The organism is Ruegeria sp. CK1, from assembly GCF_056536545.1.
Genome location: NZ_JBQFPX010000012.1, coordinates 12,494 through 26,352, shown reverse-complemented (window position 1 = coordinate 26,352; position 13,859 = coordinate 12,494). Strand labels below are relative to the sequence as shown.

The window sequence follows — 13,859 nt, the reverse complement described above, 5'->3', positions numbered from 1 at the left end:
GCCCCTATCCCTCACATTCGCCGCTGTAAACATCAAGGCAGCGTGAGGTCCCTGTTGCAGCGGGCCCTGACGGCGCATGTTGAGAGGAGAATGAAACGCACAAAACCGGACAGCGTCATGAGCGATACAACTCAGGCCCCACGCAGCGGGCTTGCGCGACATATACCATTGTTGGTGATTCTCACCGTTGCTGCGGTGGGTTTCTTTGCCCTTGGTGATTACCTGACGTTCGAGACACTGCGCGACAACCGAGAAGCGCTTTTGGCGTGGCGCGACTCTCACTATTGGGCCATGGCCGCTGTGTTCATCGCTGTTTACATCATTATTGTCGCGTTTTCGCTGCCGGGCGCAGCCTTGGCCTCGATGACCGGGGGATTTCTGTTCGGATTGTTTGCGGGAACTGTTTTGAACGTTTTTGCGGCCACTGTCGGGGCTTCGGCTATCTTTCTGGCTGCGCGCTGGGGCTTGGGGGAAACTCTGACAGCACGGTTGGAATCCTCGGAAGGAACCATCAAAAAACTGAAGGACGGTTTGCGAGAAAACGAGGTTTCGGTCCTGTTCTTGCTGCGCCTTGTGCCTGTTGTTCCGTTCTTCGTGGCAAACCTCGTACCTGCTTTGGTGGGCGTCAAATTCCGCAACTTCCTGATCACTACAGCGCTTGGCATTATTCCGGGCGGTATTGTGTACACTTGGATAGGTGTAGGGCTGGGCGGTGTGTTCGACAGAGGCGAAACTCCGGATGTTTCGCTGTTGTGGGAGCCCTTTGTCATCGGTCCCATCCTGGGGTTGTGCGTTTTGGCGGCTTTGCCAATATTCATTAAAGCCGTGCGCGGCAAAAAGGGCGCCTGAATCCATGCAAGAACTAAAGACCGATATCCTGGTGATCGGGGCTGGGTCGGGCGGCTTGTCAGTTGCAGCCGGGGCCAGTCAGATGGGCGCGGATGTGATCCTGCTGGAGGGTCACAAAATGGGCGGTGATTGCCTCAACTTTGGTTGCGTACCTTCCAAGGCGCTGATTGCCAGCAGTAAAGCTGCATATCAGCAGGCTCATTCCGCTGCATTTGGTGTGTCAGACGTGGTGCCGCAGGTGGATTACGCCGCCGCCAAGGATCACGTCTATGATGTGATCTCCCAGATAGAACCAATGGACAGTCAGGAGCGGTTCGAAGGGTTCGGCGTTAAGGTGATACGAGAATTCGGCAGCTTTGTCTCTCCGACCCAGGTGCAGGCTGGCGATCACCTGATCACCGCGCGACGCATTGTGATTGCGACGGGTTCGTCGCCTATGGTGCCGCCGATCCCTGGGCTGGATCAGGTGCCGTACTACACCAACGAAACCATCTTTGAACTGCGCGACAAGCCAGAACACTTGCTGATCATCGGTGGCGGACCCATCGGCATGGAGATGGCGCAGGCTCATGTCCGCTTGGGTTCCGAGGTGACAGTGATCGAAGGCATGCAGGCGCTGGGCAAAGACGACCCCGAGGCGGTTGAGATCGTGCTGGAAACCCTGCGTGCCGAAGGTGTGGCGATCCATGAGAAGGCCATGGTTGCCCAAATCCGCAACAACAAGGGTCTGATCGAGATCGTAACCCAGAATGGCGACATCTATACCGGCTCGCACTTGCTGTTGGCCGTTGGACGCAAGACTAACACGGATCGTTTGAATCTTGAGGCTGCGGGGATCGAACCAACTCGTAACGGTATCAAAGTTGACGATTCCATGCGGACGACAAACCGCAAGGTTTATGCCATTGGCGATGTGGCGGGTGGAATGCAGTTTACCCATGTCGCCGGATATCACGCCGGGGTCATTATCCGCTCAGCGCTGTTTGGTCTGCCATCCAAAGCGAAAACGGCGCATATCCCTTGGGCCACTTATACCGACCCTGAACTGGCACAGGTGGGCCTGACCGAGGCGCAGGCGCGCGACCAACATGGTGAAAGACTTGAAATTGCGCGCTTTGATTATAACCACAACGACCGCGCCATCACCGAGCGCAAAACGAAAGGCTTCATTAAGGTCATGGTCGTAAAAGGCCGTCCGGTGGGGGCCACAATCGTGGGTCATCAGGCCGGTGAACTGATCAACTTGTGGTCGCTGGCGTTGGCCAATAACCTGAAGATGGGGCAGATCGCTTCCATGGTTTCGCCTTACCCTACTATCGGAGAGCTTAACAAACGGGTTGCGGGTGCTTATTTCACGCCAAGGCTGTTTGAGAATCAAACGGTTAAACGAGTCGTCAGGTTCGTCCAACGCTGGATACCGTGACCAGAAAGGGAGAGCAGAGTGAACTCGCTGTCGGGCCGATTTCTGATCCTGACGACGGTCTTCGTGATGTTGGCCGAGGTTCTGATCTTTGTCCCCTCGATTGCACGCTTTCGCGAAGACTTTCTGCTGAACCGGCTTGAACGTGCGCAGATTGCCTCTTTGGCATTGCTTGCTGATGACATGCTGGCCGAAGACCTAGAGGCCGAACTGCTGGCCAATGCAGGTGTCTACAACGTGGTGTTGCGACGTGATGAAGTGCGGCAGCTTATGCTGTCCTCTCCTATCCCAGAGGCGATCACCAATACTTACGACTTGCGTGATGCTGGGCCGTGGATTCTGATCCGTGATGCCCTGAGCCGTCTGTTTACCCCGGAAAACGAGGTCATTCGCGTGATCGGTGAGCCGGTTAAAGGCGCGGGGCTGCTGATCGAGGTCACTATCGACAGCATGCCGTTGCGAATGGCGATGACAGATTATGGCTTGCGTATCCTTGGGCTGTCTTTTGTCATTTCCATCATCACTGCTTTTTTCCTGTTCCTCGCTGTGCGCGTTGTGCTGGTAAAACCGATCAAAAGCGTTGTGGGTTACATGCAGCGCTATGCTGGTGCGCCTGAGGACGCGCGTGGCATCATTTCCCCCAACTCCAAGGTAACCGAACTGCGTGAGGCAGAAGAGGCCTTGCAACAGTTGCAAACCGAGTTGACCCAGGCATTGAAACAACGGGAACGTCTTGCGCAGCTAGGCGGTGCTGTGGCCAAGGTCAGTCACGACTTGCGCAATATTCTAACTTCGGCGCAGCTGTTCACTGACCGGATTGAATCCAGTGATGACCCGCTTGTGCGGCGCATGGCGCCGAAACTGGTCAATTCGATCACGCGCGCTGTGTCTTTGTGTGAAAGCACGCTGGCCTTCGGTCGCGCCGAAGAACCCGCGCCAACTTTGACTATGGTGCCCTTGCACGACGTCGCTGAAGACGTGGTAGCCAGCGAGCAACTTGCAGTGGCGGACGCCTGTGTCGAGATCGTCAACGAGGTACCCAAAGACCTCGTCGCCCGCGCAGATCCAGAGCAGATATTCCGGGTCATGATGAACCTAGTGCGAAACGCACGGCAGGCTTTGGTGGCATCTGGCAAACCGGGCAGGATCACGATCACTGGATGTGTTCACGATAACGATTGGTGTGTCGAGATAAGTGACAATGGACCAGGTTTGCCGCTCAAGGCGCGCGAGAATCTGTTCACGCCGTTTCAAGGGGGGGTGCGCAAAGGCGGCTCGGGCCTTGGGCTTGCAATTTCGCAAGAATTGGTGCGCGGGCATGGCGGGGACCTAGTTTTGAAGGACACTGGACCAGAGGGAACCACCTTTGAAATTCGGTTGCCGCGGGGCGACGTGACTTTTTAAAAATTTTTTGAAGAATCGACTTGCGCGTCACCTGAGGTGGGTCTACATAGCGCCTCACCAACGCGGACCGATAGCTCAGCTGGATAGAGTACTTGACTACGAATCAAGGGGTCGGGGGTTCGAATCCTCCTCGGTCCGCCACTTGGTGATTTCCATAAATTTTAAAGAGACACACTGGGTCGCTTAAACCTTTGTGTTTTATGGCTGAAGCAGCGTTGGTGGGTTTCATTGGATTTTAACCGATAACACAAGTATATTTTCATTGAGTGGTATATTTTGTGGTATTTACATGGCTGCACTCAGCGGAAAGCTGACAAAGAAGCTTGTAGAGAATCTCGGTCCGGGTCGGCATGGTGACGGTTCTGGCCTGTATCTCGTTGTCGATCCATCGGGCGCACGGCGCTGGATCGTGCGTGTAACGGTCAAAGGACAGAAGAACCGCAAGGGCGCTCCGCTGCGCACGGATTTCGGGTTAGGTGGCGCAGATGTTGTCACACTGAACCAGGCCCGAGAAAGAGCCCTCGAATATCGACGCATGGCAAAGTCCGGTTTGAACCCGCGCTTCAACGCGCAACGCGAAATCCCGACCTTCGAAGATCTCAGCCGTCAGGTTCATATCGACCGCTTGCCGACATGGAAAAATGCCAAGCATGGCCAGCAATGGCTCAACACTTTGCGCGACTATGCGTTCCCAAAGATCGGACGCATGCCAGTCGACAGCATTGATCAGCCCGAAGTGCTGATGTGCCTGTCACCCATCTGGACTGAGAAACACGAAACCGCAAAGCGACTGTCTCAGCGGATCAAGACGGTTCTCGACGTGGCAAAATCCAAGGGTTTCCGCTCGGGCGAGAACCCGGTGACCGCTATCCGCGAAGGTAAAGTGCTGCCCGCCGTCAAAGCCAAGGTCCAGCACCATGACGCGATGCCGTGGCAGGAGGTGCCAGCGTTCTATGCCGATTTGCAGACCCGCTCAGCCATGGCTGCCAAGGCGTTGCAGTTCACCATTCTGACCGCCTGCCGAACCTCAGAGGTGCTGGAGATGAAATGGCCCGAGGTCGACGTCGATGCGCGCCTGTGGACCATACCAATGGAGCGCATGAAGGGCGGGCAGGTCCACCGCGTGCCCCTCACTGACGAAATGCTGGCCATTCTGGATCCGCTGCGTGCGCTGGCCTCTGACTATGTGTTCGAGGGGCAAAGGCGGCATCAGCCCTTGTCGAACATGTCCATGCTGATGCTGCTGCGCCGGATGCGGCAGGATGGCGTTACCGTGCATGGATTCCGAAGTTCGTTTCGGGATTGGGCAGCGGAGGCTGCAAACGCACCACGCGAACTGGCGGAGGCGGCTTTGGCCCACCAAGTTGGCACTGATGTGGAGCGGGCCTATGCGCGGTCGGATTTGTTAGAACGGCGACGAGAGCTTGGCGGGAAATGGAGTAGATTTACATCAAGCCAAGGAGCGTCTCTGTGAGATTTTTTTGTGCAGTTGAACTGCCGGAGTGGTGTTATCTGTCGGAAGCCGTGCACTTCCTAGCTTTCGGGAACGTTCCAGAGGCTATTTGGTATGACACGCCGATACCTGACGAGAGTGGTTCGCCCGTTGGTATAGACGCAAGATTTTACTGGAAGGAGATGCCTGACAATTTCGAGAATAACTTGATTAGTTTTGATTTCTACGAACCAGAAGACTTCGCTGCTGTGGGCCTGGATATGCCCAAGGACTACGGAGAAGCGGCTAGTTCAATACTTTGGGGACAAATTTGGGATGCGTACCATACTCTGAAATTCCATGAGGAGTATTTCGATCGGATAGACTGGGAACCCTTAGAAAGAACTACTCAGCTAAATAAATATAAGGCGGCAAAGAAGGTAGTCAGTGAAGCTGGTCCAAAAGAAGTTCTCTTTGAAGAGACCAACGCCCTATTTGAAATCCACTTAGAGAAGGTTTGGGGTCAGCTTTTCTCGGGAATTCATTCTGGTGATTTGGTTATTGAAGCTGTGCATCTTGAGCGGTGGGATGCACTGTCCGCAGCCGATGAATACGAGAAGGCAGGCGAGTTCGAAAAAGTGCCTGCGGAGGCATTTAGGCTTGCTCACGATTTCAAGCAAGATGAATTGACATTTGGACAAAGAACTTTCGTAGCCACACGAGTGAATACGCAACAGCTAATCACGTTTTGGGGCAGTCGCTTCCAGATGGGCGAGTCTCTGACTGCTAGATCGTTTGGACACGCATTGGTTCTGGAAGATGGGACCTTAGACAGCGTAGGGAGTACTCCTAGCAAACGATCAAGAGGCGCACCATTCGCCTTGGACTGGAAAAAAATGGAAGCAAGATTGGAGGAAATGCACCAACTCGGCTCACTACCATCGAAGAAAGATGCTTGCATTCAAGAACTGATAGAACATGCACAAAAGGTACTTGGTAGGAGAGTTGGTAGAACAACCGTGCAAACACGTTTGAAGCATTCGCTAGACAGGCACTATGCCCGAAATTAAGTCCTTTGGGCGCCTGAATATAGGCTTTTGGGGCGGGCTTTTCGGGCCTGAACTGGTATCGTCACAGTCATTGGTCGAAAGTTAACAATAGCCATCGCAACTGATCCAAGAGGATTTCAACGATGGCAAACGTCTTCAATGACGACCGGGTCTATTTCCCAGAAGACCCTGAAATGCAATTGCTGGGAAACCGCGAAAAGCTGGCTCAATGGCGCCACCGCATGTGTGGTCCGGCCTTTATCCGCATCGGTCGGCGGATCGCCTATCATGGCGCCGATCTGAACGCCTGGCTTGCGGTTCGGCGCACCGATCCCAACAACGAGGCAGCGTAATGAAAAACCCCAACTCCAAGCGCGGAGATGGGGCTTTTCCAGTGACATCAACTGCCACCCTAGCAAGTCCAGTTGATGCCACAGGATGTCCCGCGCCGACAAGACAAAACGAGCGCCGGTACTACTGGTCGCCCCTGAGCCATTCGGTTGAACGGGTGATCGTGCGGAAAGGACGGATCGAGCATGGCTGATATGTCCTTTTCCAAATCGCGTGATCAAAGCTATGAAAGCGGGCTGGAAGACGGCCCCCTTTCCCAGACCGATCATCGGGAAACCGCCGAGAGCTACAACGGCGAGCTCTTTCGCTATGGTATCTACCGCGTCTCTGTCTGCCGGGACGATATCCAATGGCTGTTTCAGCGCCAGAGGCCCCAATTTCCGGCCGGGGGAGCGGCCTGGGACACGCTCGGGTATTGTGTGTCCAAATCCGGCCTGACCCGGCTCGTCCGGGCGCATATCGGCTGCGACATACCCGAACTGGATGCATTACCCGAGCACTTCCAGCGGAGGTGTCGCGATGAGTAGCCGCCGGTCTCCCAAAGGCAAACGGTCAGATGAGGGCCAGTACGTCCCTCTGCCCTACGCGATGATCAAGTCCCCGGCGTGGCGAGCGTTGTCGGGTCCCGCAGTGAAGCTCTGGTTGGAGCTTCACACCCGCTTCAACGGCGGCAACAACGGCAAGGTGTTTCTGTCGATGAATGACGCGGCAGAGATACTGGGATTGGGTAAGGCCACTGTTCAGCGCGCTTTCGATGACCTGCAGGACAAAGGCTTCCTTGTGCTGGAGCAGGAAGGCAACTGGTATCACCGGCGCGCCCACGAGTGGCGGTTGACGACCAAGACGAAGCAGACCCGGTACGGCAAGAAAGCAGCCACCAATGACTGGCGGCTCTGGCAGCCCGAAAAAACAAAACGCGGTTCTGAGACGGACCCGTCAGCATCCTCTGTGGTTCCGTTTGAGAACCCAAAGACCTCCCATGGTTCCAAATCAGAACCCGTCAGGCCGGTTTCTCGTCGGTCCTTCGGTTCTGAAACGGAACACTAATACTAACCACTCCCTGTTACGCGAGGCTAACATGAGCAAGACACAGAAAGACAAAGGCAACGATCTGCAGACAAAGAATTCCGAGCTGACCGAAGCGGAGACCAATGCGATTGCGGATTTGAAGGAACGGAAGAAATCAAGCGTTCGGGCCCCGGACATCAAGTTGGACTTCGATGAAGAGACGCGGAGACTTACAGTTGGCCACAATGGAAAAGATCCAAGGGCGGCTTGTGCTTTAGCGATGCATGAGCTCGGCACAGTCGATTATCGGTTCTTCGAAGGCGTCATGGACCAGGTGGCTGTGCTCGGACAACAAGGCAGCTCAGTCTCCGAGACCGCATCCAACTTCGTGATGTCGGTTGTTGCAGGTGTTCGACCACAGGATGAGATCGAAGCGATGCTGGCTATTCAAATGGGCGCGATCCACCAGGCGACGATGATGATGGCGCGCAGGCTCAATCACGTCGAAACCCTCCCTCAGCAGGACTCTGCGGAAAGGGCACTGAATAAACTTGCGCGGACCTTCACCGGCCAGGTTGAAACCCTGAAACGGTATCGATCCAAGGCAGATCAAACCGTCCGTGTTGAACGCGTTGAGGTCAAAGAGGGTGGCCAGGCCATTGTCGGCAACGTCCAAAACGGGGGGCGGGTAGATGACAAAAAGTGACGACAACCTCACGGACCCTACAAAGAGACTCAACGATGCGCCCAGATGCACTGCGAAAGCAAAATCTACAGGTCAGCGATGTCGAGCGCCTGCCGTCCGTGGTTGGTGTGTATGTCGCATGCATGGGGCTAGAGGTGGGCATGCTGCTGGGTCAAGCCATCCGTCTTGGAAGCATGGGGAACGGTCAAGAGAAACCGAGGGAATGCGCAAGACGATCAATGAACTTATCCGCGCTGACAGGGCAGTGCAGAAATTGATCGACTGACCCGGCACGGCCTCGCACGCAAGGCAAAGCAGTCGTTCGATCGAAGTGCTTGGATGACTGCTTCGAGCCCAAAATACCGGATGCCGCATGCCCCACACATCGCCGCAATTCAACCTTTGCAGCAAGCCATTTGGCTAGGATACCGATCAGTATAACGCTAGGACGAATGACGTCGGGACTGCTTTTGAAGTACTTGGCGGAGTTTGGTCTGGTCATTCCCAAACGCCACCCCACGCTCAAGCGTTGTTAATCTGACAAAACCTTTCAGTTGTGTTCTGCTAAGAAAGCCAAAGCGTCCCTCTCGAAACGCGGCCACTCTGGGTCGTTGTCCGGCATGGCATGGTTAGAGCTTTCGTAGGCGATGAACTTCGCGTTGGGTAATCCCTTAGCGAACAGTCGTCCCTGATCGACCGGTTGCATCCTGTCCCCCGTCGCATGACAAACTAGGCACGGCACCTCAACCTCTGACAATATTTGCCTGATATCTATTTGGTCGATAACATCGCGATACCGCCCCATGTTTTCGGGCGAGATCATCTGGCTCATGTCTTTTGCATATTGCCGCCGAGCTTCTTGGCTCGCGCTAGGCACAATGATCTGCGCCATCAAATCGCGTAGAGACGGATACTCATCGTCCCACCCTGCAGTCATCATCTGTTTCATAGCCAGAGCTCGCTCCACATCCTTCGGAGATTTCCGTTTTGCTCGTCCTACTGGGAAGCCACCGATCATAACAATTGCCGAGACCCGGTCTGGTCGACGGGCTGCAAAGGCGGCTGCTACAGCAGACCCTTGTGAAATCGCAAGGATTGGCGCGCGCTTTAGACCAGCCGCGTTATAAATGGTTTCCAAGTCATCTACGAACTTATCGAACGTGCAAGTTTCTGCATCCCAGTCGGAGAGACCGTTGAGCCGCGCGTCAAATCGGATTAGTCGGTGATGTTGCGCCACCGAAGTGCAAATTGGAGCCACCGCAGGATTGCGCCAGTCCAGTTCTAGATGTCCAATCCAACTTGGTGCTTTCACAACCGGGGATCCGTCACCCACTGCGCTCCAAGCCAGACTAATGCCGTCATTGGTTTGACAGTAGCGGATTTCTTGTGTTTTGGCGAAGTCAACACGTGACTTTGATACAACTTCATCAGTGAAGTTGATCGACAATACCTCAATCGGCTGTGCAATACCTTTGAATGTCCGCAGTCCCTCTCTGTGCAATCGGTTGGCATAATCCGACCCAGCAAGTTCACAGAGTACTTTTGAGACCAGAATCCCACCGGGTTCAGCTGCTGCTTGGAGACGTGCTGCAATATTTACGCCGTCTCCGAAGATATCTTCACCGTCCACAGTGACATCGCCTACGTGCAAACCCGCTCTAAGCTGAATGCGTTCTGGAACCAAATATGGATGCTCTGGATCTCTAAGTTGGGATTGAATCGCAATTGCCGCTTGGAGAGCGTGGCCCGCTGAAGGAAATTCAATTAGTGCCCCGTCGCCTAGAAGTTTGACCACCCGGCCAGAGTTTTGTTCGACGATTGGTGTTACCAAGTCGCGGTACAGCGAATTCAGTGTTTTGAGCAGTGCTGTTGAGCCACCCTGCATCATCCGACTGAAACCGACGACGTCTAAAGACAGGATTGCAGCAAGGCGGCGTTGGCTCATGGTTACTTCCCGCAAGTTTGCCCGAAAATATTATCATGCTCATAAGACGTTAGAATCGGCAACTTGTCAGTAGACGTATTTTTTGCTTCGAGATTACCGTTCGCTAAGGTCTCAAAAAGTCAGAAAACCTTAGAAACTATCGCTTAAAGTTTCTGCAGTTATGTCTGTTTCGCAAATGGCAGTTTTGTCCCGCAAGGCAGACATTAACTATATTTGCCCGAATGACCCCGCATAGCCCAACCCGGCCCCTGCAGTTTCTCGCTGCAAGCGCGGATCACAGATATTGCCGCATGTGCGGTAGCTTCATCGCGGCGATGCGGCACAAAGAGCTGCCGTTTGCGCCCGGCGCGGCGAAATTTTGCCAGGTAATGAGCAAAAAGCGGACAAAACAGATGCGCAGTGCCTTCGGTGCCGTTCTCGCGGGGGTCGACCTCCTATGTCTAATCAGTACTCTCTAGCTGTCGCAAAAGCGGGAAACTACTTTGCTGGGCCTAGCGCCAGGTCGATTTCGGTTTGTGAACTATGTCCTTGGTAAACAATCGGATCGTTGGTCAATCACTGACTGAATGTGCAGGCCAACTTGGTTTTGCTGACAGCGATCAAGTTTACTTTGGATCGTACAAGTATCCAATTCCGCGAACGGTTCTGATGATTTCCGGCTTTTCGGGATTAGTTTCTAATTTTCGACGCAATCTGGAAATTCGAATGTCGATACTGCGGTCAAAGGGATCCCACGACCGGTCATGCGCCTGATCCAAGAGTTGGTCCCTGTTCAGCACGCGCCCTTTGTTATCCGCAAACACCTTGAGCAAGCGGTATTCCATCGCGGTCAGCTGGAGTTCGGACCCGTCTAAGGCAAGTAGCTTCGCGGCTTTTTTGTCCAGCGTATAGTCCCCGAAACGTGCTCCATCATTGTCAGCGCTCACGACCGATGCCGTTTCATTGATAGTCCCGCGACGCAGGACTGCCTTGATCCGGGCTTCAAGCTCTCGAAGGTCGACGGGTTTGCCCAGATAGTCGTCGGCTCCCATTTCCAAACCAATGATCCGATCCACAACATCTCCCGCCGCCGTGAGCATGATCACCGGCGTTGCGTTTTCGGGGCGAAGAGATCTAAGAATGGAAAGGCCATCTTCCTTGGGCATGCTGATGTCCATAATTATGGCATCCACAGTCTGGGACGACACGATGGCCCGAAGCTCCTCACCGCCGGACGCGGCCGAAACCTTGTAGCCGCGTTTGTTCAGGTATTCCTGAAGCATTTCGCGCACGTCGATCTCATCATCACAGACCAGAATATGCGCTTTTTGATCATCCATCAGCTTCGTCCTCCTGGTCAGTGAGAAGCCTTCCGACAAGCGCTCGGAGCTCTGAGGGTGAGACCGGTTTTTCCAGGAAAGGAAGATCGGACTCTTTCAGCAAACCCAGCGAGTTTTCTCCCATCGTGTCCCCGGTGATATACGCCGTGCGTGTCAGCATTTCGGGGAAACGCGTCACCAACGCTTTGTAAATCTTGCGGCCATCAACGCCCGGCATATTCAGGTCACTCAGAAACACATCGTATTTGGCAGCCTGCAGACGGATCAACGCCTCTTCTCCAGACGAGACAAAGTCGACGTGAAACCCTTGTCTTCTAAGGATTTCAGCATTCAACTCACCCACTTCAATCTCATCATCGACGACCAAGACACGTTGCTTAACAGGGGTCGAAGGGGTCTCGATCGGCTCATCATCGTCATCTATCTGCGGCACTGCCACGGGCAGGGCGATCCGAAAACAAGTACCGGTGTCATCGGTCTGATCCAGCCTGATTTGGCCGCCATGTGACAGGACAATGCGATGACAGAACGCCAATCCGATCCCGGTCCCGTCGCCGACTTCTTTCGTGGTGAAAAACGGTTCAAAAATGCGGGGGCGAATGGCTTTGGGGATTCCGGGGCCATTGTCCTTGACCGTGATCTCCACCATTCCTGCGTTCGGCTTGTTTTCGGCTGATAACGTGATCTGGTCGCCGATGTCAGCTGAGGTCATGGCCTGCTCGGCATTGATAATCAGGTTGAGGATGACCTGTGTTAGCTGATCCGCGTCCCCGGAAATTGGGGGGATATCGGCGGGCAGGGAGCGGGTGATCTGGATTTCACCGGATGTGCTGCCATAGGCCGCAACATCGGCTGCTGTTTCGATCAGGCTGGGCACATCGACCTGTTCGATCTTGCTGGGTTGCTGACGCGCCATTGCCAAGAAAGTCTTCACGATCTTTGCGCACCGTTCAGCGGCGTTGCCGATCTTTTCTATCCTGACGGTCAGATCGGGGTCGGTGATTTCTTCTTTCAGCATGAGCGCGTGGCCGACAACAACCGAGAGCGGGTTGTTAAGCTCATGCGCAACCCCGGCAAGTAGCTCACCGAGTGCAGACATCTTTTCGTTTTGAAACACCAGCTCTCGTTGCTTTTGCAGCTCAGCTTCAATTGCCAGTTCGTCTGTCAGGTCGCGCGTGTTGGAGACGATGACTTCTTCGCCATTGAACTGGATAAGGCGCGAAGAATCCGCACCCCAGAAGGTTCGCCCATTGATGTCGACGAACTCCATGCGCCGGTCTTTGAGGGACCCCGCCTGCCGCAGATCCTTCAGGTACCGTTCGCGTTCATTGGGATCGGCGTAAAAGGACTTGGAGCTTTCACTATCCCCAAACAACGCCCTGATTTCTGGCGTTGCGAAAAGCACTTTGCCCGTATCGGCATGCGTCATGTTAATGGCGGCCGGGTAGGCCTCCATAACTTGACGGATCAGGGCGTCAGCTTCTTTCTGGACAGTGAGGTCGATGATGCTGGTCACGATGACCTCTTCGCCCTTGTAGTCGATCAATTGCGAAGAGATTGAGGCGGGAAAGGTCTTTCCGTCCGCGTTCACCAGATCAAGCTTGTAGTTATTGACCTGCCCGTCGGCCAAAAGCAGCGTGATAAAATCCGCGCGCTCTTCCGGGTTCAGATAATGCTCTTTCGCTGACCGTGAGGGGCCGAACAACTGGCGGGCAGCGGGTGTGCGATACAATATCTGTCCGCCGCCAATCCGGGCCATGGTCACAATCGCTGAACTGGCGTCCAGAACCTTTCGGATCAGAAGATCGCCGTCCCGCTCTTCGACCTCGGCCTGTTTTCGTGCGGTGATATCCTCGCGCGTAACAACAAAACCGCCGAGTTTGGTTGGGTGTACGGAAACCAGATAGGTCCGTCCGTCGGTCTCAGTCAGTTCATAGTCCTGTATGAACTCGATCCCATTGGCCAACCGGTCCGAAACCCACTGCTGTTCGTTGCCTATGGCGTCGGCGTAAATACCCCTGCGCGCTGTCTCGCGCATCAGGATTTCCCAATCCAGACCGGGTTTCAGCAGGTCCGAGACACCCTTGTTCATCTCGGCATAGCGCTGGTTGAACATGACAAGGCGACGGTCATCATCGTAAAGGGCGAACCCTTCCTTGAGGGATTCAATGGCGTCACGCAGAAGGTCTCTTGCCTTCTCGATTTCTTCAAGATCGTTTGCCATGTCCGTCGTCATCCTGATCTTCTAAGGTATCATTGTTTCAGTGCCATTTCAAAATCAGCGTCTTGTGTTTCAATTGTTTCAGACTGCGCGGTTTCGTTCCAGTGTCAGTCGAAAACCTGTTTGTTTTCGAGGCGGATAGCGCGCTGTGTGACCCACTTCACAGAGCTACAACT

Annotated in this window: 12 protein-coding genes and 1 tRNA gene; 10 read left to right on the top strand and 3 right to left on the bottom strand. The window is 54.4% G+C overall.

All coding sequences use genetic code 11. From position 1 onward, the window contains the following. Positions 1 to 117 precede the first annotated feature (117 nt). The 10 genes from ACR0L3_RS19135 (at position 118) to ACR0L3_RS19090 (ending at position 8,219) form a co-directional block, all read left to right on the top strand. Positions 118 to 849, top strand: coding sequence for a TVP38/TMEM64 family protein (locus ACR0L3_RS19135; protein WP_480747443.1), 732 nt, complete (start codon positions 118 to 120; stop codon positions 847 to 849). 4 nt (positions 850 to 853) lie between these two features. After that, positions 854 to 2,272 carry a dihydrolipoyl dehydrogenase family protein gene (locus ACR0L3_RS19130; protein ID WP_480747377.1) on the top strand — a complete coding sequence of 473 codons (1,419 nt, stop codon included), beginning with the start codon at positions 854 to 856 and terminating at the stop codon, positions 2,270 to 2,272. A gap of 18 nt (positions 2,273 to 2,290) precedes the next feature. Continuing rightward, complete coding sequence (locus ACR0L3_RS19125) at positions 2,291 to 3,673, top strand: sensor histidine kinase (RefSeq protein ID WP_480747376.1); 1,383 nt, start codon at positions 2,291 to 2,293, stop codon at positions 3,671 to 3,673. A 64-nt stretch (positions 3,674 to 3,737) separates the two neighbouring features. Continuing rightward, positions 3,738 to 3,814, top strand: a tRNA-Arg gene (locus tag ACR0L3_RS19120). 148 nt (positions 3,815 to 3,962) lie between these two features. Beyond that, a complete protein-coding gene (locus tag ACR0L3_RS19115; RefSeq protein ID WP_480747375.1) occupies positions 3,963 to 5,147 on the top strand; it encodes a tyrosine-type recombinase/integrase in 1,185 nt (394 codons plus the stop codon). Next, positions 5,144 to 6,175: a hypothetical protein gene (locus ACR0L3_RS19110; protein ID WP_480747374.1), complete on the top strand. Its 1,032-nt coding sequence runs from the start codon at positions 5,144 to 5,146 to the stop codon at positions 6,173 to 6,175. Before ACR0L3_RS19115 ends, ACR0L3_RS19110 begins: the two co-directional genes overlap by 4 nt. Positions 6,176 to 6,297: 122 nt before the next feature. After that, positions 6,298 to 6,507: a MerR family transcriptional regulator gene (locus ACR0L3_RS19105; RefSeq protein ID WP_480747373.1), complete on the top strand. Its 210-nt coding sequence runs from the start codon at positions 6,298 to 6,300 to the stop codon at positions 6,505 to 6,507. 183 nt (positions 6,508 to 6,690) lie between these two features. Further along, positions 6,691 to 7,032 (top strand): hypothetical protein, encoded by a 342-nt coding sequence (locus ACR0L3_RS19100; RefSeq protein WP_480747372.1) that lies wholly within the window; start codon positions 6,691 to 6,693, stop codon positions 7,030 to 7,032. After that, positions 7,025 to 7,552, top strand: coding sequence for a helix-turn-helix domain-containing protein (locus tag ACR0L3_RS19095; RefSeq protein WP_480747371.1), 528 nt, complete (start codon positions 7,025 to 7,027; stop codon positions 7,550 to 7,552). Before ACR0L3_RS19100 ends, ACR0L3_RS19095 begins: the two co-directional genes overlap by 8 nt. Before the next feature lie 31 nt (positions 7,553 to 7,583). Next, the gene (locus ACR0L3_RS19090) at positions 7,584 to 8,219 is read left to right on the top strand and encodes a hypothetical protein (protein ID WP_480747370.1); all 636 of its coding nucleotides are present in this window, start codon (positions 7,584 to 7,586) and stop codon (positions 8,217 to 8,219) included. Positions 8,220 to 8,748: 529 nt separating this feature from the next. Here the strand turns inward: ACR0L3_RS19090 and ACR0L3_RS19085 are convergent. The 3 genes from ACR0L3_RS19085 to ACR0L3_RS19075 form a co-directional block, all read right to left on the bottom strand. Next, positions 8,749 to 10,143 (bottom strand): alpha/beta fold hydrolase, encoded by a 1,395-nt coding sequence (locus ACR0L3_RS19085; protein ID WP_480747369.1) that lies wholly within the window; start codon positions 10,141 to 10,143, stop codon positions 8,749 to 8,751. Between the two features lie 605 nt (positions 10,144 to 10,748). Further along, complete coding sequence (locus tag ACR0L3_RS19080; RefSeq protein ID WP_480747368.1) at positions 10,749 to 11,462, bottom strand: response regulator; 714 nt, start codon at positions 11,460 to 11,462, stop codon at positions 10,749 to 10,751. Continuing rightward, positions 11,455 to 13,686, bottom strand: coding sequence for an ATP-binding protein (locus ACR0L3_RS19075; RefSeq protein ID WP_480747367.1), 2,232 nt, complete (start codon positions 13,684 to 13,686; stop codon positions 11,455 to 11,457). The genes ACR0L3_RS19080 and ACR0L3_RS19075 overlap by 8 nt, the downstream gene beginning before the upstream one ends. Between the last annotated feature and the right edge of the window lie 173 nt (positions 13,687 to 13,859).

Bases quoted from the DNA above. Each gene is read 5' to 3' on its own strand.
- ACR0L3_RS19135 (WP_480747443.1), top strand. From the start codon at position 118: ATGAGCGATACAACTCAGGCCCCACGCAGCGGGCTTGCGCGACATATA.
- ACR0L3_RS19130 (WP_480747377.1), top strand. From the start codon at position 854: ATGCAAGAACTAAAGACCGATATCCTGGTGATCGGGGCTGGGTCGGGC.
- ACR0L3_RS19115 (WP_480747375.1), top strand. From the start codon at position 3,963: ATGGCTGCACTCAGCGGAAAGCTGACAAAGAAGCTTGTAGAGAATCTC.
- ACR0L3_RS19105 (WP_480747373.1), top strand. From the start codon at position 6,298: ATGGCAAACGTCTTCAATGACGACCGGGTCTATTTCCCAGAAGACCCT.
- ACR0L3_RS19100 (WP_480747372.1), top strand. From the start codon at position 6,691: ATGGCTGATATGTCCTTTTCCAAATCGCGTGATCAAAGCTATGAAAGC.
- ACR0L3_RS19095 (WP_480747371.1), top strand. From the start codon at position 7,025: ATGAGTAGCCGCCGGTCTCCCAAAGGCAAACGGTCAGATGAGGGCCAG.
- ACR0L3_RS19090 (WP_480747370.1), top strand. From the start codon at position 7,584: ATGAGCAAGACACAGAAAGACAAAGGCAACGATCTGCAGACAAAGAAT.
- ACR0L3_RS19085 (WP_480747369.1), bottom strand. From the start codon at position 10,143: ATGAGCCAACGCCGCCTTGCTGCAATCCTGTCTTTAGACGTCGTCGGT.
- ACR0L3_RS19080 (WP_480747368.1), bottom strand. From the start codon at position 11,462: ATGGATGATCAAAAAGCGCATATTCTGGTCTGTGATGATGAGATCGAC.
- ACR0L3_RS19075 (WP_480747367.1), bottom strand. From the start codon at position 13,686: ATGGCAAACGATCTTGAAGAAATCGAGAAGGCAAGAGACCTTCTGCGT.